This window comes from Aneurinibacillus sp. Ricciae_BoGa-3 (genome assembly GCF_028421645.1).
GTDB lineage: Bacteria > Bacillota > Bacilli > Aneurinibacillales > Aneurinibacillaceae > Aneurinibacillus_B.
On record NZ_CP116887.1, the window covers coordinates 3710144 to 3729436 of the forward strand.

Consider the following 19293-nt stretch of genomic DNA (forward strand, 5'->3'; position numbering starts at 1 on the left):
AAAAACCATCGCGAAGATGCTGACTCGCGATGGTTCTCTTAGGTTACTGCTCTTTCATCTTGTTATCCCAGATTTTTTCTTTTGCACTTTCTTCCATCCGATCATCCAACGGCATCAGATCGGACGTTCCGTATTTTCTGAGCATAGCCTGGCCGATTAAATAATCAGCCATGGATGGGTTTTTAGGCAGTACGGGACCGTGCAGATATGTACCCAGCAGGTTTTTATAATGAATGCCTTCTTTGCTGTCTTCCCCGTTATTGCCGTGCCCTTTAACCACCCGTCCCAGCGGGTCATATTCATGATACGTTCTGCCCCCATGGTTTTCAAAACCAACAATTCTGCCGAACGCATCCGATTCCATCAGGATATTTCCGGTGAGACGGCCTGGCTTTGATACCGTATAGAAGTCAAAAAGCTGCATGCCTTTGAGCTTGTCCCCGTTCGGCAACTGATAGTATTCCCCAAGAAACTGGTAACCTCCGCATACCGCCAGGCAGCTAACTCCATCATCAATTGCGGATTTAAACTCGTCTTTTATTTTCTCTAAATCCCGGGTCACTAAATCCTGTTCTCTGTCGCTGCCTCCGCCAATCAGCATAATATCCGCTTCGTGCAAAGGAGGGGCGTCTGAGCGAACTTCAACCACCCTAAGCTCGATCCCTCTCCATTCACAACGTTTTTGCATGGTAATAACATTTCCCCGGTCACCGTAAAGGTTTAGTTTTTCAGGGAAGAAATGATATAGTGTCAGGTACATGGCCGCTCCTTCCAAAACTTACGCATTTGCTTTTTTCTCAAGATATTTCTTAACCGGCTCCAGCGCCGTATAATTTGGTAAAATGTAGGTCTTCATGGGATGGCTCAGGCATTCATCAACCATACCTTCATTGGATTCGATCACATTAATCTTATCCTCATCTATCCCTGCGTATTTCATGCGAAGGGCCATATCACGCGCCCGCAGCCCGCTGCACACCACGCGCTCAATATCGCCTCGATTCAGCCGCTCAAAATCGGCATCCCAAATCCAGGATATATCAAATCCGTCATATACAAGGTCGTTTAAGACGAAAGCGACCTGCTTAGGCTCCTCATCAGACAAAACCTCTGCCAGCGAGATGTTCACCCCTGCCGGGTTTTTTACGAGGTTAAGCGTGTAGGGATAGCCATTGAATTCGAAAGTTTGCATTCTTCCATTCGATGCTTTATACGACTGCAGACCTTTTGCAATATCCGCTTCAGTTACCCCCAGTTCCCTCGCACACGCTACAGCAGCCAGCGCATTGTACACATTGTGGATGCCTTGTAACGAAAGCCTGTACGCTGTTTGCGCAACAGTAAAGGAAACCTCGTCACCCGCTTGAATTTCTTCCACTTCATAACGGGGCACAGGCCTTGCAAAACCGCATGTGCATTCATAATCGCCGAGCTGTCCGTAATGTACATGCTTGTACTGCAGTTCATTTCCGCACACCGGACAGAATTTTGATTCGCTTACCCTCCCGGATTCCGTTGAAAAAGCCTCACTACCGACGCCAAAGAAAACTTTTTCTTTATCCATCAGGCCAAGCCTCATCACAAACGGATCATCGGCGTTTAGGAGTAGTTTCGCATCGGTCGGTTCGATCGACTTTAGCACCCGGTCAATCAGGATATCAATCTCGCCAAACCTGTCCAATTGATCCCGAAAAAAATTAGTAATGACCACCATTTCAGGACGTACCTGGTCGGTCATTTTCAAAAGCGAGGCTTCATCCACTTCAATGACAGCATAATCATAAGCAAGCTTGCCCCAAAAAGTGGCGTTATTAACAAGGCAGGCTGTAATGCCTGTAAGTAAGTTCGCACCTTCTTCATTGTTAACGACGCGCTTTCCTGCTGCTTTCAGAATGGAAGCCAGTAAGTTCGCGGTAGTTGTTTTACCGTTTGTACCGGAAACCAATATAATATGCTCTACCTGAACGGCTAGTGAACGGAGCAGAGAAGGATCGATTTTCCTCGCTACGATACCAGGAATGTTGCTGCCGCCATTGCCAATAATTTTACTTGCCTTTCCGGCTATTTTTCCGGATAAAATGGCAACACTGGATTTTAACATAATTTCCTCCATCTATTGCTAACCGGCCAAATGGGATCATCTCGAATAAAATAGCTTGTACAAACAAATGGAGCAAACCATACTATTAAAGAACACACAAGTTTTTATACGATCCGGCCGGCAAATATTATTTTGTAATCAGTAATACTCAGCCCACTATTATAGTCTTATTGACTTATTTTGTCGATATTTTGGCGGTAAAAATCAGTATAAGGCAAAAATATGATCAAATTTTATCTTCTTCATGAGAATTTGATAAGATTATATGGGACTTTGATAAAATTATACAATAATTCATCTGAATCTGGCCTTTATATATTAATCCGAACTTTCCCCATTCTTTTCGCTTTATATTTTGAAGGAAATGATAAAATAAGTTTAGTCGGCGGATTAACAATTCAACAGTAGGAGAACCATTGTATGCAAATAAAGGAGAAAGTGCTCATTCTCTTCAGCAATTATGGAGAAGGCCACCAGCAGGCTGCCAGAGCTATTGCGGATGCAGCCCAACTGTATCCGGAAGGCGTGGAAACCTGCCTGATTGACGTAATGGAATGGGCTTATCCTTTTTTTAATTCGATTAGCCGCTCTATTTTTATACAGGGAGTCAAGTCATTTCCCACCCTGTATGGCCGTTTGTATGAGAAGAGCCGGGATGAGCACTCTTTCTTTCTGAATCAAATTTTGCATCTGGGAATGATGCGAATTCGAAAGCTCATTGAAAAAATCGAACCGTCCGTTGTGGTAAGTACTTTTCCCATAGCATCCGGCATTATGTCCATGCTTAAAATAAATCGTTTTACGGATATTCCAACGGTTACCGTTATAACAGATTACAGCACGCATAGCTATTGGGTTCACCCGCACACGGATCTGTATGTAGTTGGTTCGGAAGGGGTCCGGAAGCAATTGCATGCGTACGCGATACCTGACTCTCTCATTAAAGTTACCGGGATTCCGGTGCGCAGTAAATTCTGCCATACATATGACACTAGCCAGCTAGCCGCTAAATATAAACTGGATCCAAATAAACCCGTTGTGCTCGTCATGGGAGGCGGATACGGCATCATTGATGACGGGTTGCTTAAGGCGCTTGAAGCGGTTAAACAGAAATTCCAGCTCATTATCGTATGCGGCCATAACAGGCGTTTGCGCAAACACCTGGAGAAACAGGTGAACAACTTCCACCACCCTACCGTTGTTACGGGTTATATTGATTTTGTTCATGAATTGATGGCGCTCGCTGATGTCATGATTACGAAGCCCGGGGGCATTACCATATCTGAGGGCATTGCACTTCAGCTTCCCATGCTGCTTTATAAGCCGCTTCCCGGCCAGGAGCAGGAGAATGCGAAATTCTTAACACAATCACAGGTGGCGATGCAGGCAAGCAGCATGAGCGAGGTGTCCAGTGCCCTTTCGTCTCTCCTTACCAGTCCCATGATGCGTGAAAGGCTCAAAGCCAATGCGAAAAAGCTGCACAACACAACGGCATCCTCCAGAACGCTGGATGCTATTTTGGCGATTTGTAAAAAGAAAAGTTTGTCTCTTTCCAACACGTAACTGGCGATTTAACGGCAAAAAGGGTAGCTGGTCTGGTATCAGCTGCCCTCTTTTTCGTACCACGGGTTAAGATGTACAAGAACCTCCTGAACATCAGGATCCTTGGACATAATGGCCTGCTTGATCTCGCGTGAGATATCATGCCCTTGTTGAATGGTGAGATCACCTGGTACGCCTACCCTGATGTCTACGATAATATAGTGGCCGTGCTCACGCGCCCGGATACGGTCAATACGTTTAACGGCAGGATTGGCTATCACAGCCTCGACATATACTTCAATCTTTTCACCTGAAATATTGCCCTCCATAAGGGTGTACATAGATTCCTTTCCCATTTCAAATGCCAGTTTAAGTACAAGCAGGGAGACAATAAACCCTGCCGCCCGGTCCCCATATTCAGAATAGGGAAGGTGAAAGTGGAGCCCAAGCAGGCCAATGCCAATTCCAACCACCGCTGCAGCCGATGCGTATACATCAGCCAGGTGGTCATACGCCGTGGCAAGCAGGCCTTTGCTGTTCGCCTGTCTGCCAATGCGCACCGTATAAACATATAGGATCTGCTTCCATATAAGAGACAGTATAGCTGCCGCCAGTGCAAGTATATGCGGAGGTTCAGCCGGTGTGAATAGTGCCTCAATTGACTTATACGCCATCATCAAGGCAGCGAGCGCCAGCAATATAGATACAACGCCGGAAGCAATAATTTCCGCTTTACCATGCCCGTATGGATGATCCTCATCCGCTGGCAGGTTTGAAACTTTCATCGAGCCCAGGGATGCAAGCGAAGCCACCACATCTGCCGCACTGTGCATGCCATCTGCTATCAAGACCTGACTGTGAAACAAAAGCCCGACAATCAGTTTTATAATGGTAAGTATAATATTGCTAAAAAGACTCAGCCAGGCGGCTGCTATTGACGATTTATGGTGGGCTTCCATTCTCTTTCATCCTTCCATATTTCTTTACCTAAGGAAACAAAAAAGCCTCAAACTCGTATTCCGGTTTAAGACTCTTTATTGTACGTATGTAGTGTTGTGTGGTTTAGAATTATTGTCATATCAATCACTGCCCCTGATTCAACCGCTCTTCTCGTGTATTACTGTACCACATTTACGCCAAACTTCAAAATCTGCTTTCACACATCATGTCCCAGCTATTTCCACCACAAATATATAAAAGGATGGTAAAAGATTGGTCACATTTTTCCTGTATTGTATGTATCATCCGGAACGGCCCATACAAGCCGAGCGATTTTAGTTTTAGGAGGAAAAACTCATTCAATACGCCAAGATTATATTATCCCTTATTCTATTGGCCTTTGCGCCGTTGATGCTATTTGATTCCATTGCAAGTGCACAAACTGCTCACCGAAGCAGCCACCATCAGGTGAAAAAATTTGTCATCACTGCTTATTCTGCAGACGAAGGCGGCTCCCACAGCAAGCATTGTATAACCGCATCAGGCAGAATCGCTGTTGCGGGAAGAACGATTGCGGCTCCTTCTAATATACCAATTGGAACACATTTGTACATACCGGCGCTACATCGGACATACATTGTTGAGGATCGGGGGGGTTCCATTAAAGGAAACAAACTGGATCTGTTTGTCGCAAATGCCGGACAGGCGGACCGATTCGGCAGAAAAACCCTCGATGTTGTCGTGTACGCCTGATAGCCAAAAGCAGACCAGCAAAAAATCTGGCTTGCGGTGAGCCAGATTTTTTGCATTAATCACCTTGGGCCGGAAGCGTGATTGCGAACGTGGTTCCCTTTCCTTCCTGGCTGCGGACATCTATGGTGCCCTGGTGATCCTTTATAATTTTATAACTAACCTTAAGTCCAAGCCCAGTCCCCTGATTTTTCGTAGTAAAAAACGGCTCTCCCAGTTTATTCAGCTTATCAAGGGGAATGCCACAGCCCTCATCCTGAATCAAAATAAAAACCTTATTTGCGCCATCCCTTTGAATAACGATTCTAAGCTTACCCCCGTTCGGCATTGATTCTATCCCATTTTTACATAAATTGATAAAGACTTGTTTTAATTGATTTTTATCGCCATTTAAAAAAGGCAGATTGTCCGAAAAGTCCGATTCAATCTCCACATTGTAGAGCAGCGCCTGGGCTCTCATTAAATCTATCGTTTCGCTCAATACATGCCGAATGTCTGTAGGACCAAAAACGGAAACAGTTGGTTTCGCCAGCGAAAGGAAATCTGTCACAATCGATTCGATTCGTTTCAATTCAGAATTCATAATGCCAAAATAGGACGGGAACCCATCGATGCTCTCCTGAAGCAGGTTAACGAACCCTTTCAGGGACGTCATAGGATTGCGAATTTCGTGCGCGATGCCGGCCGCCAATTCTCCTAAAACATGCAGCATTTCTGATTTTTTTATCTGCTGCTCCATCTCAACGATTTCTGAATTAGCCGCATCCACGCTGTTTCTGACGGCTTGAAGTTCATCTGTTAAGAACGTGACATCAAATGCAGTACCGATAACCTCAATAATACCTCCTGCCTGCCTAACAGGCTGAAGAGAGTATTGCAAGGTGCGGTTGCTGAACGAAAGGCTGCCTTTCGTTTCAGTTCCTGCAAAAGCTCGATCAACGCAACCTCTGACCCGCTCAACTTCTTTATCCGGCAGCACTTGTTCTAACGTGTAACCGTAAATGGTTTGTGTTGTGATTCCAAATTCTTGAGCTAGTTTACCTTCTGAAAAAGTAAAAATATAAGAATCTAGGAAATTACGCTGCAAGCGAAAAGTGAGGCAGTCCTGCTGCTGCAATGTCTCTTTGTAAAAAGAAAGTTGATCTTTCTCATACTGAAGTTCACAGCTCAGCTTCTGTATAAAAACCTTAGAGCTTTTATTTACATTCTGTAGCTTAGGGCTCTTTTCAGACATCTCACCTGTTATAAACTGCTTTGCACCGCTCAAGAAGTTTTCCCCTTCCCTATTTTATCATGTCTTAAGATATTTCTGCAAAATTCTTAAAATTCCTCCCGCTTTGTTATTACTTTCTCATAATAGTAATTTCAATCCATTTCCTAATACCCTGAAATATCTTTCTTAGGTCTTTATTCTCACTACGCTGCTTCGTTTGTACGCTCGCGTTCAACGCAACCGTTTTAACCGTGGTGTTTGTCACTATGTTACCTTGTTAAAATTCGTTATGGTTGGAAAAGAAAGAAGCCACTCTTCCTGTTAATGGAATGGGTGGCTTCTCTGTTCTTGCTAAGCGCTCATCTTTTTATAGGGATCCAATTTTTTTGTATGCCTGAATTGAGCGCGCACTGCAAAGATGTACACAATAAGGAAGATGATCATAAATAAAGCCGAAATGCGGTACATTACCATATACCCGATGGCTGAAGCAATAACTCCCAACAACATTGAACCGACAGCTACCCCTAAGTCAATCGAATTGATGAACATTCCGTTAGCCATGCCACGCTCGCCTGGCGACACTTCTTTAATCATCCAGGCCTGGATAGATGGCTGCAGAATTCCAAACCCAAGCCCATAAAATACAGCAGACAGCATTAAGCGGCCCATCGATGTTGAGTAAGACAAAGAAATCAACCCAAGAATCACCAGAACAGCTCCCGGAATCAACACGGCAATATGGCCCTTTCTATCAAAAATCCGGCCAGAGAATGGACGAATGAGCAATACGGCCAAGGCATTAATCAGGAAGAAGTTTCCCACATTGGAGATATGTACTTCCTTTCCAAATAACGCTAAAAAACTGAGCAGGCCGCCATACGTAACAGAAAGCATAAAGTTTAAGAAGAATGGAAGGAGAATCTTCTTGTCGATAATTTTTCTGCGTTTGCCCGCCACTTGGACTGAAGCATGCTCTTCCCGCGGAGATGGCAGGTTTCGTACAGTGTGGGCTAATGGAAAAATGATGAAGGTAATCAAAGTTGCTGCAATGACTAACGTGTGAAAACCATAAGATCCCAGCAGAGCCAACCCAATCATGGGCCCGATGGACATGGCAAGGCTTGTCGATAACCCGAAGAAGCCCATCCCCTCTCCGATCCGTTTAGCCGGAATAATGTTGGATACCATTGTTGGAAAAGTCGTACTCGTCATTCCAAAACCAATGCCAAATCCGATTCGTAGTAGAAGAAGTGAAGAAACGGCTCCACACCAGTAATATCCCGCTGTCGAAAGCGCGGCAATACATAGTCCTATAAGGAGAATTTGATTTCTTTTCCCTTTCTGTAGAGCGCCCCCTGCATAAACGCGGCTTATAATAGCGGCAATCGCGAATAAGCTGGTTACCAGGCTTACGGTAAGATTATTCGCATGGAAAGTTTCCTTTACATATGAGGGAAATGTAGGCAGCGTCATTTGCAAATTCAAGAATAGCAGCAGGTTACAAATCGTTAAAACAATAAAATTTCCCGTCCATAGTTTTTGACTCTGTTGTTCCAAAGCACCGCACTCCTAATCTCTGGTATTATTTTTTAGATTTTCACCCATTTGAATCAGAACTTTTTTAACAAGCTCTATTTCAGAAGAATTGATGCCTGACACGAGATCTCCAATCACACTTTTTTCAATGGGTATCGTCTGTTCCACAATCGTTTTTCCTTTATCCGTGAGAAAAACAAGAAAAGCCCGGCGGTCTGCTGTGCTCATTTCCTTCTGTACGAAGCCCTTCTTATAGAGAACATCTAAAATACGCGCCGTTGTCGGCTGATCCTTTCCTGTACGGACCGCAATTTCTTTCTGATTGATCCCGTCCTCCTGGCTTATACGGTACAAAACCGTCCATTGCTCAGGCGTAATACCATAATCTTTTAACCGGTGAAACAATAATTGAATAATTTTCCTGTAGGTTTGCCCGATAATAAAACCCATGGATTCATCAAATGCGTTTGAGTCCAGTTTCCATCCCTCCCGCTCATTTACTTGTCATGACAATAATAAGTTAAACATATTTATTCGTCAAGCTGCATTACGCATACTTCGGTTTTAAACAGAGTATCTTGTATCAGCAAGTTTACAAACGGCAATAAGCGGCAATCACTAGAAAAATACGATAAGTGACGGGTGAAATATATGGGTACAAAAATACGATTCTATTATGTTCTGATTCCACTTCTCCTTGTGCTGCTCACAGGATGCGTCAGAGGAAACGTGGATATTACGTTAAACAAAGATGGTTCAGCTGATTTAGCTTATAAACTGGACATAGCGAAAACAGCGACCGCTTTTCTCGGGGATGCAGGCACCCTGGAGCAAATGAAAACAAAAAGCGAACAGGCTGGCTATAAAACTTCAATCACAGATGACCAGGACTACGCCGGCATTCAGGGCAGCAAGCACTTAAGTAGCATCAATCAACTCACAATTGAGCTAAACAGCCTCGCTGGAACAAGCATTCAAACAACTTCCGAGCAGCTCGTGAAATCCGGCAACTGGTTTTATGACATCTATACGCTTAATACACACATCGATCTATCCAGCGCTAATCTCGCTAACAAGATTCCCATTGCCCTTAACGAACAATCCAAAGAGTTTTTAACCAGTCTAGTTGCAAAAAATATGGATTTAAAATTAAATGTCACACTGCCGGTTCAAGCCTCGATGAGCAACGCCAACAGGGTCCTGTATAATCAGGCCTCAACTTATCAGTGGGATCTGATTCCTGGTCAGAACAACCAGATTAGGCTGCAGGTTAAAATACTTAATATCCCGCACCTTATACTCCTCGCATCCGCTGCTGTAGCACTTGGGCTTTTGCTGTTTATAATCAGGAAATGGAATGCGCGCCGGGCAAAATGAGAAAAACATCGCGGGCCATGCGCCTCACGATGTTTTCCTTGGGTGTTTCGGGACCGGAGATCCCATTTAAAAAATAGCTCAACTCACTTCAACACGTTAAAGCAAAATATAATCTCCTATAGGATAAGAAAAAACGTAGTAGGGCGTTTTCGTAGATTCAAAATGTAAAAGCCGTGTAATGTTCCTGTAAAGCTTCCGTATAAAGCCTTTTTTTATCGTTGAAAACAAAGTAACATTTTATTGAAACAACATACAAATTTTGACCCCGACCGCCAAACTTCATGCAGGCTGGAAGAGGCGCATATTCGCAAAGTGTATACGGAATAAGGAGGGCATCATGCGAAAAACCACATTAACAGCAGCCGTAATTGTATCAATAAGCACTGGATTAATGGCTTTTGCGGCATCTAGTACCGGGTCAACCGCTTTGGCTATGTCTAAAGGTAACGGACCAACTATGGCAACTTCTAAAACGTATCAGGCTAACACAGAGGGGCAGAATCTAGCTTCACTATTCGACAATCTCACTCGAAACACGAAATGGCAGCAGAAAGAAAAGATTGATCTCCAATTTAATAACTATCATTCACAGGGATTGGTTCGTGTTGGGAATCTCTTTTATATGTCTGCTGTTCAAGTTACCCAAACGCCTGTGAAATATGACCACCCACAAGGTGGCTATGATCGCACGCCCGGAAAAGGAATCGGTCATCTGTTTGTCTTTGATAAACAAGGTAAGCTCATAAAGGATATTCGACTGGGTGAAGGGGACATCTATCATCCGGGCGGCCTCGATTTCGATGGAAAAAATATTTGGGTTCCCGTAGCTCAATATCGTCCCAACAGCGAATCCATTGTCTATAAAGTGGATCCGCAGGCTATGACAGCAACAGTAGCATTCCGCGTTCATGATCACATCGGTGGATTGGTCCGCGACGGCCAAAACGGAAAAATTATCGGTAACAGCTGGGGTTCACGCAAGTTTTATGAGTGGAACGAAAAAGGGCAACAACTGCTTGTGAAAGAAAACGCTAGTTTCTATGTGGATTATCAAGACGGACATTATGTCGGGCAAGGTAAAATGATTTTAAGCGGGGTTACTGAATTTCCAAATCCTGCAGCCGGCAACGCGAAGCCATTCGAGTTGGGCGGTTTAGCCTTGGTTGATATGAAGACATTGAATACCATTCGCGAAGTACCTGTAACTGAGTTGTCTCCGCAAGGACATGTGATTACCCGTAATCCGGTGTTCCTGGAGAAGGCCGGCCAAGAGATGCGGCTTTATGCCGTACCGGATGACGATCACGGGTCATTACTGGTGTATGAAACAAACAATCTCAGTAATAAACAATAATTTAACGTTGAATCCTTTCTGCACACGTTCAAAAGTGCTGGCCATATACAAGCCAGCACTTCTTTTATATAGAGGCTATAATATTTTGCTTAAAAAAGATTTCGTGCGTTCTTCCTGCGCGTTTGAAAAGATCTCTTGCGGCGTTCCTTCTTCTACAATGTAGCCCTGGTCCATAAAGATGACCCAATCCCCGACCTCTTTCGCAAAACCCATTTCATGGGTGACGACACACATCGTCATCCCCTCTTTCGCCAAATCCTTCATAACCTGTAGAACTTCGCCCACCATTTCCGGGTCTAACGCTGAGGTTGGTTCGTCGAACAGCATGACTTCCGGCTTCATCGCAAGTGCTCTGGCGATGGCTACACGCTGCTGCTGGCCGCCGGACAGTTCATCCGGATAACTCTTTTCTTTCTCTGCGAGTCCAACTTTAGAGAGAAGCTCTCTCGCTAACTTGTCGCTTTCTTCTTTTGATTTGCCTAGCACCTTGCGAGGACCAATCGTGATATTCTCCATAACAGTCAGGTGATGGAACAAGTTGAAGCGCTGAAAAACCATTCCCACCCGCTGGCGCAGTTTAGTGATGTTTGTTTTCGGGTGGGTTAGCTCGATATCGTCGATTATAATATGGCCGCTTGTGGGCTTTTCCAGGAAGTTTAGGCATCGAAGGAAGGTGCTTTTGCCGCTTCCGGAAGGACCGATAACGACCACCACTTCCTGCGGATGGATATCAATGCTGATATCTTTTAAAACTTCAAGGGATCCAAATGATTTTTTTAAATTTTTAACGCTTATCAATCTGAAATCTCCTTTCCAAATTCCTGGCAATCTGCGTAAGGGTGAAAATCAGGATGAGATACAGAAATGCAACCGCTGTCCAGATCTGGAAAGCCTGAAACGTTTGCGCAATAATAATCTGTCCCGAGTAAATTAATTCTCCAACAGAAATAACGGACAAGAGCGATGTGTCTTTAATCGTCTGCGCAAACTGGTTCACGAGCGGCGGAATCATTCGTTTAAAAGCCTGCGGCAGGATAATGAACCACATGGCCTGAAAGCCTGTCATCCCGATGCTTTCCGAGGCTTCTTTCTGGCCCTTATCAATGGACAGGATACCTGCCCGAATAATCTCCGTTATGTAGGCCCCTTCATTCAGTGCAAGAGCTGTTGTCGCCGCAATAATAAGATACGATTCACCAAACCACTGATGAAGCGGGAGGACGAGTGGCAGTCCTGAATAAATAAATAATACCTGTACGAGCAGGGGTGTACCGCGAAAGATTTCCACATAAACATTACTGATAATGCGAAGTACCGTAAACAGTGAAAGCTTCATAAACGCGGCGACTAGACCAATAATGGATGCGAAAAGTACACCCAGAATGGAATATTGAATCGTAAACACCAAACCATGCAGCAGCTGCGGCATCGCATCTTGAATGGCCTGTAAGAATTCCATATATTCAACTACCTTTCTTACCTTGACGTAAGGATGGCATAGCCCCAATTTGTGCTATGCCATCATCCATCCGTTAAATTGTAGGATTACTTGTCATGCAGGGCAACCGTTGCCGGGTCGATTGTAGTCGTTACAAGGCCATTTTTATCATCGCCAAAATACTGTTTATAGAGCGCGGCGTATTCTCCGCTATCCTGCATCTTCTTAAACCCATCGTTGACTTTTTTGAGGATATCCGGTGCATCTTTGCGAACAGCGATGCCGTAATACTCCCCTGTCAGAAGACCGCCAACAGTCTTCACTTCAGGATGGGATTTCATGAAGTTAAGATTAACAGGGTTGTCAAATACAACAGCCTGTGCTCCTCCATTTTCTAGTTGGTTGTAAGCATCGTCAATGTTATCAAACTGCTGCACTTTGACGCCGCCAACTTTATTCAGGATATCAACCGAAGAGGTTGCTTTCTTGGTTGCGACGGTTTTTCCGGCTAAATCCTTCAGTTCTTTAACGGAGGAATCCGATTTCTTCACCAGGATGGACAAGCCTGATTTATAGTAAGCGTTGGAGAATGAAACCACCTTTTCGCGGCTTGTTTTGATCGTGATGCCTGCTACCGCGATATCCACCTGGCTCGCTTGAAGGGCCGGAATAAGGCCGGTAAAGTTCATGGTTTTCATATTTACCTTTAGATTTTCTTTCTTGGCAATTGCATTGATTAAATCAATGTCGAAGCCTGTTACCTTGCCATTCGTCTGCGTTTCGAAAGGAGGGAAAGTTGTGTCAGCTGCCACATTGACTGTTTGCTGGCTGGATGAATCGGCAGATTTACCAGATGTGCTCGGCTGCGCCGCCCCTCCTGCACTACTGGAAGAGTTGGAACTACAGCCGGCAAGTGTTGCTCCGAGCAGCATTGCACTTACAAGATACTTCATACTTTTCATACTTATTGCCCCCTTACTTATCTTTTTATTATAAAAAATTGACAATTTCGTAACAAATAAATTATAGCAAAACTATTTGTGGGAAGAAACTAAAAGTTTTAATGTTTCTAGCAGTATTCTATGAATCGTAGAATAGATAAAGAACTGATATGTAAGCAAAGGCCTATAATCTGCTTTCTTTAACGCTTCGGTATTTTGATGGGGGCAGCCCAATCTCTTTAGAAAATACGGATGAAAAGTGGGCTGAGTTCTTCAGCCGACGATCGGTTCACCAAGAGCTGCGGACGGCATCTTTTGCACGGGCGAAAGCCTTCGTTTTCTGCATCTTCTATGCTTTGAAAAAGTTTGACATTGTTTATTTTTGGAAGTCTCGACTTGCATGAGGGCCTGCAGAAAATGCCGGTCGTCAGCACCCCATAGTAAAATTCTCCATCATAATCCTGATCACAATCCACGATTGCCTGCCAAAATTCGGCTTTCATCTTGTCACCTCCTGGTTTAAAGTTTAGCACACCTACATCGTTGTCATTACCGTTCATGAATAAGAAAGCAATATTAGAAAAGTATATTCGCGGAAAGAATCTTAGAATGATATCATAGAAACAGGTTTTAAAGACAGAGTGGAGAGGAGCTTAGAAAAATTGAATCGCAAAGGTTTTGGTGCATTATTTTTACTGGCAGCCTTATGGGGTGGGTCGTATCTATTCATGCGAATCGCCACGCCTGTTATCGGGCCATTCGTTACAGTTGAGCTGCGCGTTCTATTGGCGGGAATCGCGCTACTGCTGTATGCACTCCTGATTAAGTACCGGGTAAACATCCTGAAGAAGTGGAAACAATACCTTATTCTCGGCGGATTAAACGCCGCTATCCCCTTCTCCTTTATTTGTACGGCAGAAATTCATTTAAGCGCTTCGCTGGCTTCCATCCTCAATGCGACGACCCCGCTATTTACCACGCTGGTTGCGTGGGGCTGGATCAAAGAGCCACTTACTATGAAAAAGATTACAGGACTTATTATTGGTATAGTAGGAGTGGCTGTACTTGTGGGCTGGAGCCCAATCCCGCTTGATAAAACAACCCTTTTATCTGCCTCCTGCACCTTGTTGGCGGCTTTGTCCTATGGCTTCGGCGGAATATACGCCGCCCGCACATTTAAAGAGACAAAACCGCTGGACATCGCGATTGGGCAACAGTTGGGTGCAAGCGTTCTGCTTGTGCCATTTGCTATCACAAGCATGCCACACAAGATGCCGCCTGCAGAAGTTATCTATTCGATTCTGGGCATTTCACTTCTGTGTACGGCGGTCGCGTACCTGATTTATTTTTACTTAATAAACAGTGTAGGCGCAGTCAAAACCTTGTATGTAACATTTCTTGTTCCTGTTTTTGGCGTCATCTGGGGCATCGTTTTCCTTGGGGAGTCATTCTTTTTCAATACCTTAATTGGTTTAATCATCATCATATTGAGTATCGCCATTGTCACCAATATATTGCCAGTTAGGTTGAAAAAGAAAAGGAAAGAACAGAATGCGTATCAGAATATGTGAGTGGTGGGTATTCAAACACTCACTGAAAATGAAAGCTGCCAATTTTCATTGGCAGCTTATTTTTGTATCGCCGTACACCCAATTTAGTTCGTTTCTTTTAAAAGTGAAACTGCTTTGTAACTTGTTCCTTTCGTACTTCTTTTTCTGATATAGACTTTCATTTCTGAATATGCCATTTCAATTTCGAAACTTAGCTTATATACTTTTTTTGTTGTAGCCAGCCTTCTACATTCTTAAAAGTGTAATAGTTCCAATTCAATTTCTATTTAATAAGGCTTGTAAAAAGGCTTCTATTTTATTTACAAGTTTTGAATTAGTTATACGCCATGAGATAAGGGAGTTCTTCCACATGTTTAATGTGTTTAAATATTCTGACCTTGGTATGAAAATTGCTAATACCCTTATTATGAAAGATTTCTATTTTAATCATACAAGAAAGGGAGTGCACCATGGGAAAATACCGGGTAGCCGTGGATGTAGGCGGTACTTTTACAGATGTATTTGTTTTCAATGAAGAAAAAGGAGAAATTGCTGTAACAAAGGTCTCTTCTACGAATGACAACCCAGCACGAGGAATTCTTGATGCTGTTAAAAAATCCTTGGTTCCTCTAGATGAAATTACTATTTTCTCTCATGGAACAACAGTCGGAACCAACGCATTGATTACCAGACGCTTACCAAAGGCAGCCTTCATTGCAACTAAGGGCTTTCGTGATGTGCCAGAAATCCGACGCGGTACCAAACTGGATCTTTGGGATACTTATCAGGATGTAGCTCCCCCTTATATCCAGCGCCGTGATCGCTTTGAAATCACCGAGCGGGTTGATTACAATGGGCAAATCATAACCCCGCTAAATGAACAAGAAGCCCGGGAGTTGGTCCGTATTTTAAAAAAACGCGGCGTTGAATCCGTCGCAGTCGGGTTTATGAATGCCTATGTAAATGGACAGAACGAACAGCGAATGAAAGAAATTCTACAAGAGGAAATTCCAGGCATATACGTATGCACTTCCAGTGAAACATTACCGGAAATTTTTGAACATGAAAGAATCAGTACAACGATTGCAAACGCTGTGCTTGGACCCCTAGTTAGCAATTACATACAGGAACTTTCTGCTTCATTGAATGACGACGGTTATGACGGTGACGTGCTTGTACTTCACTCAGGCGGTGGTGTGATGACGTCAGAAACGGTACCGCGTTATGCAGCTCGCCTTGCAAGTTCTGGGATTGCTGCTGGTGCCATTGCAAGTGCCCATATCGCTAAACTGTGTGGCTTCCAATCCGCCATTGGTCTCGATATGGGTGGAACGAGTACGGACATTTCTCTAATGTACGATGGAAAAGTGCGTGTCACAAAAGATTGGTACATCGAATACGGTTATCCGATCGGATTCCCAAGCATCGAGATTTTGACCATCGGTGCTGGTGGCGGGAGTCTAGCCTGGATTGATGGAGGGGGTTCACTACGCAATGGTCCTCAGAGTGCTGGGGCAACGCCAGGACCTGCCTGTTACCAACAAGGCGGAACAGAACCGACAAACAGTGACGCCAACCTCGTGTTAGGACGCTTGGGTACGGAACTACTTGATGGACAAATGTCGCTTGACAAATCGAAAGCCCTAGAAGCCATACGCAAAATTGCTGAACCATTTGGTTATACCGAGGTAGAAGCCGCAAATGCCATCATCAAGGTTGCAAACGCAAATATGTGTGACGCCCTCCGTCTTATTTCTGTTCGTCGTGGCTATGATCCCCGTGACTTTGCCCTGGTGGCATTTGGAGGTGCAGGTGCACTGCATGGCGCTCATCTGGCAAAGGAAATGGAAATCCCAACCGTTATCGTACCTCCTCACCCAGGAATTACTTCAGCCATGGGCTGCCTGCTGGTCGATGTGCGGCACGATATTTCCAAAACCTATCTTAAGAATATAATCGACGTATCTTTAACTGAATTGGAGAATGAGTTTATTCGGATGGAAATAGAAGCAGCAGATCTCTTGGCAGAAGAAGGAGTGAACGAGGGCGATTCCCAACTGATACGTTTTATTGATATGCGCTACACAGGCCAATGGCGCTCACTGTCTGTGTCCATATCACGTCCTATTACATCACTGGAACAAGCACTGGAGCAGTTCCACAAAGAACATGAACGTGAATTTGCATTCTCCAATCGACAACAAAGCGTTGAAATCTACGGGCTTCGCGTTGCTGCAACTGGCTTTGTGCCAAAACCTGATCTTCAGGTAGAACAACCGGAAGGAAATTTGAGCGATGCCATAAAAGGTAGTCGCCAGGTCTATTTTGAAGAAAGTGGTGGTTTCATCGAATCTACTATATACGATCGGATTATACTTCCCGTTGGTTCGATTTTCTTTGGTCCTGCTATCGTTGACCAGCTAGATTCAACGGTTGTTATTCCACCTGATTTTATTGCAGAAGTTGACTCCTGTAAAAATCTTATTTTAACTTACAAAGATATGGAGGCCAAATCATGAATAAAACTGAGTCTTTGGATACACGCTTAGACCCCGTAACCTTCGAAGTACTTAAGAATGCTTTTGTAAACCTGGTGGACCAGATGTCCGAGCAAATTTTACGGACTTGCTATTCCTTCGTCATTTACAGCCGTGACTTCAGCTCAGCGATCTGCGATGCAGAAGGCAATACGATTATGCAAGGAACACAAGATATCTCTGTACATGTTGGTACGCTTCATTTGACCGCCAAAGCAGTACTCGAGGATTTTGGGGAAGACATTCATCCAGGAGATGTGTTCTTGGTTAATGATCCATATCGTGGAGGCACTCACTTTTGTGATGTGAGAGTTGTCAGACCAGTCTTTTACCAAGGTAAACTCATTTCTTTTATGCAATGCAACGGCCACTGGGCAGATGTGGGTGGCAGTGTACCCGGCTCCTTTAACGTCCAGTCCAAGGACCATTATGGTGAAGGTATGCGAATTCCTCCCGTTCGCATTTGGAGCAAAGGCCAATATTTGAAGGATGTTGCGAACCTAATGGTTGCTAATATGCGTGTTCCGGAAGAACGTCTTGGCGATCTACGCTCTCAGGCGGAGGCTACAAAAGTCGGGGAACAACAGCTGGTGCGGCTTATTGAAAAATATGGATTAAGTACTGTTGTTACTGCTTTTGAAGAGGTGCAAAACTATGTAGAACGATTGGGGCGGGCTCGTATTGAAGAACTGCCAGATGGAACTTGGGAGACAACAGACTATATCGATATGGACCCGGAGTTGGGTGATCAGTTGATCCCAATCCACGTTAGTTTAAGCATTCAAGGAGATGAAATTTTTTATGATTTAAGAGGTTCCCATTCTTACGTTAGCACCTTCTTAAATTCCGGCTTTGGTGCCTCCTTCTCTGCAGTCATCTCTGGTACGAAAACATTCTTCCCGGATATACCGCTGAATTCCGGCTTTTACCGCTTTGTCCATGTTGAATTACCGGAAAATTCGGTCGTTAATGCTCCTCATCCAGTAGCCGTCACCGGCTTTTGTTCAGGGGCTTATGAAAAAATTATGAACGCGATTTTTGAATTATGGTCACAAGTCATGCCAGAAAGAGCTATTGCATGCTCATTTAACCTGGAATATCTGCTGATTGGTGGATCGGATCGCCGTGATGGCTATAACAACTATTTTATGTGGTATGACTGGATGGCGGGCGGACATGGAGGCCGTTCCTTTAAAGATGGTGCTAATGCCATGTCTCCGGTGTTCGGTGTCGGTCTTAGTATCCAGCCCTGTGAAGGTCAGGAACGTCTCTCTCCGGTTATCACCACACATCATGAAATTGTAACTGATTCAGCAGGTCCAGGAAAATTCCGCGGCGGAGCAGGGGTTCGCAAGGGGGGAACATTAACCCTTTGCGAGGATGCAGTAATGTCCTACTGCTGTGACCGCTCCCGTTCAGTAACATGGGGAATAAATGGGGGTCTTCCTTCTCAGCCTCATGGAGCCTGGCTCAATCCGGAAAGCGAAGACCCTCATTTTCTCGGTACAGTATTTTCCAACATTCCTTTACAGCAAGGGGATTCCTTTGATCGCCCTGCTGCTGGTGGTGGTGGATTAGGAGATTCGCTTGAGCGAGATCCGCAGCTTGTGCTTGAGGACGTAATCGATCAATACGTTTCAATTGAACGTGCCCGAAAAGATTATGGGGTTGTGATCAAAGAAATCGACCGCGAAATTGATCTATTTGAAATAGATGAAGAGGCCACAGTACAGGAAAGGGATTATATTCGTGCTAATCGTAAGCAATGGATGCAAACTGACATTTTATTAGTACAACAAAAATTTAAAGCTGGAGAAATTGATGAGCTTGATGTAATTCGCCGGTACGGAGTAATCATTGATTATACAACGGGCAATGTCCTTCCGACATCAACGGAACAGTATCGTAACATGTTGTATAAACGAACCTTACAATATTGGTCTTAACTTTTTTAGAACTGAATGTTTCACCCCCCATCTTTTTCTCTACTGATTTTAAAAGGAGCGATCTAA

Annotated in this window: 17 protein-coding genes; 7 read left to right on the forward strand and 10 right to left on the reverse strand. The window is 44.2% G+C overall.

The window, feature by feature from the left end; all coding sequences use genetic code 11:
• Nucleotides 1-43: 43 nt before the first annotated feature.
• On the reverse strand, nucleotides 44-760 hold the full coding sequence (locus PP175_RS18900) for a type 1 glutamine amidotransferase (protein WP_272439796.1): 717 nt from the start codon (nucleotides 758-760) through the stop codon (nucleotides 44-46).
• Between the two features lie 18 nt (nucleotides 761-778).
• Nucleotides 779-2101 carry a MurT ligase domain-containing protein gene (locus tag PP175_RS18905; protein WP_272439797.1) on the reverse strand — a complete coding sequence of 441 codons (1323 nt, stop codon included), beginning with the start codon at nucleotides 2099-2101 and terminating at the stop codon, nucleotides 779-781.
• A gap of 420 nt (nucleotides 2102-2521) precedes the next feature.
• Between PP175_RS18905 and PP175_RS18910 the strand changes: the two genes are divergently transcribed.
• Nucleotides 2522-3664, forward strand: a complete 1143-nt coding sequence (locus PP175_RS18910) for an MGDG synthase family glycosyltransferase (RefSeq protein WP_272439798.1) — start codon at nucleotides 2522-2524, stop codon at nucleotides 3662-3664.
• Between the two features lie 38 nt (nucleotides 3665-3702).
• Here the strand turns inward: PP175_RS18910 and PP175_RS18915 are convergent, their stop codons facing one another.
• A complete protein-coding gene (locus PP175_RS18915) occupies nucleotides 3703-4602 on the reverse strand; it encodes a cation diffusion facilitator family transporter (RefSeq protein WP_272439799.1) in 900 nt (299 codons plus the stop codon).
• Nucleotides 4603-5050: 448 nt separating this feature from the next.
• Here PP175_RS18915 and PP175_RS18920 point away from each other — a divergent pair, with 448 nt between their 5' ends.
• Nucleotides 5051-5335, forward strand: coding sequence for a 3D domain-containing protein (locus PP175_RS18920; protein WP_272439800.1), 285 nt, complete (start codon nucleotides 5051-5053; stop codon nucleotides 5333-5335).
• Nucleotides 5336-5390: 55 nt separating this feature from the next.
• Here the strand turns inward: PP175_RS18920 and PP175_RS18925 are convergent, their stop codons facing one another.
• From PP175_RS18925 to PP175_RS18935, 3 genes are all read right to left on the reverse strand, one after another.
• Nucleotides 5391-6599, reverse strand: coding sequence for an ATP-binding protein (locus tag PP175_RS18925; RefSeq protein WP_272439801.1), 1209 nt, complete (start codon nucleotides 6597-6599; stop codon nucleotides 5391-5393).
• A gap of 297 nt (nucleotides 6600-6896) precedes the next feature.
• Nucleotides 6897-8105, reverse strand: coding sequence for an MFS transporter (locus tag PP175_RS18930; RefSeq protein WP_272439802.1), 1209 nt, complete (start codon nucleotides 8103-8105; stop codon nucleotides 6897-6899).
• A gap of 12 nt (nucleotides 8106-8117) precedes the next feature.
• The gene (locus PP175_RS18935; protein WP_272439803.1) at nucleotides 8118-8534 is read right to left on the reverse strand and encodes a MarR family winged helix-turn-helix transcriptional regulator; all 417 of its coding nucleotides are present in this window, start codon (nucleotides 8532-8534) and stop codon (nucleotides 8118-8120) included.
• A 201-nt stretch (nucleotides 8535-8735) separates the two neighbouring features.
• Here PP175_RS18935 and PP175_RS18940 point away from each other — a divergent pair, with 201 nt between their 5' ends.
• Together PP175_RS18940 and PP175_RS18945 are read left to right on the forward strand one after the other, a co-directional pair.
• Entirely contained in the window at nucleotides 8736-9461 is a 726-nt protein-coding gene (locus tag PP175_RS18940; protein ID WP_272439804.1) for a hypothetical protein, read from the forward strand.
• A 337-nt stretch (nucleotides 9462-9798) separates the two neighbouring features.
• Complete coding sequence (locus PP175_RS18945; RefSeq protein WP_272439805.1) at nucleotides 9799-10815, forward strand: DUF6454 family protein; 1017 nt, start codon at nucleotides 9799-9801, stop codon at nucleotides 10813-10815.
• Between the two features lie 75 nt (nucleotides 10816-10890).
• Here the strand turns inward: PP175_RS18945 and PP175_RS18950 are convergent, their stop codons facing one another.
• The 4 genes from PP175_RS18950 to PP175_RS18965 form a co-directional block, all read right to left on the reverse strand.
• Nucleotides 10891-11613 carry an amino acid ABC transporter ATP-binding protein gene (locus PP175_RS18950; RefSeq protein ID WP_272439806.1) on the reverse strand — a complete coding sequence of 241 codons (723 nt, stop codon included), beginning with the start codon at nucleotides 11611-11613 and terminating at the stop codon, nucleotides 10891-10893.
• Complete coding sequence (locus PP175_RS18955) at nucleotides 11600-12274, reverse strand: amino acid ABC transporter permease (RefSeq protein WP_272439807.1); 675 nt, start codon at nucleotides 12272-12274, stop codon at nucleotides 11600-11602. The genes PP175_RS18950 and PP175_RS18955 overlap by 14 nt, the downstream gene beginning before the upstream one ends.
• Before the next feature lie 86 nt (nucleotides 12275-12360).
• Complete coding sequence (locus PP175_RS18960; protein ID WP_272439808.1) at nucleotides 12361-13215, reverse strand: basic amino acid ABC transporter substrate-binding protein; 855 nt, start codon at nucleotides 13213-13215, stop codon at nucleotides 12361-12363.
• Between the two features lie 218 nt (nucleotides 13216-13433).
• A complete protein-coding gene (locus PP175_RS18965) occupies nucleotides 13434-13697 on the reverse strand; it encodes an Ada metal-binding domain-containing protein (protein ID WP_442870390.1) in 264 nt (87 codons plus the stop codon).
• A 159-nt stretch (nucleotides 13698-13856) separates the two neighbouring features.
• Between PP175_RS18965 and PP175_RS18970 the strand changes: the two genes are divergently transcribed.
• From PP175_RS18970 to PP175_RS18980, 3 genes are all read left to right on the forward strand, one after another.
• Nucleotides 13857-14765: a DMT family transporter gene (locus tag PP175_RS18970; RefSeq protein WP_272439809.1), complete on the forward strand. Its 909-nt coding sequence runs from the start codon at nucleotides 13857-13859 to the stop codon at nucleotides 14763-14765.
• A 449-nt stretch (nucleotides 14766-15214) separates the two neighbouring features.
• Entirely contained in the window at nucleotides 15215-17263 is a 2049-nt protein-coding gene (locus PP175_RS18975; RefSeq protein WP_272439810.1) for a hydantoinase/oxoprolinase family protein, read from the forward strand.
• Complete coding sequence (locus PP175_RS18980; RefSeq protein ID WP_272439811.1) at nucleotides 17260-19227, forward strand: hydantoinase B/oxoprolinase family protein; 1968 nt, start codon at nucleotides 17260-17262, stop codon at nucleotides 19225-19227. Before PP175_RS18975 ends, PP175_RS18980 begins: the two co-directional genes overlap by 4 nt.
• The last annotated feature ends 66 nt before the right edge of the window (nucleotides 19228-19293 follow it).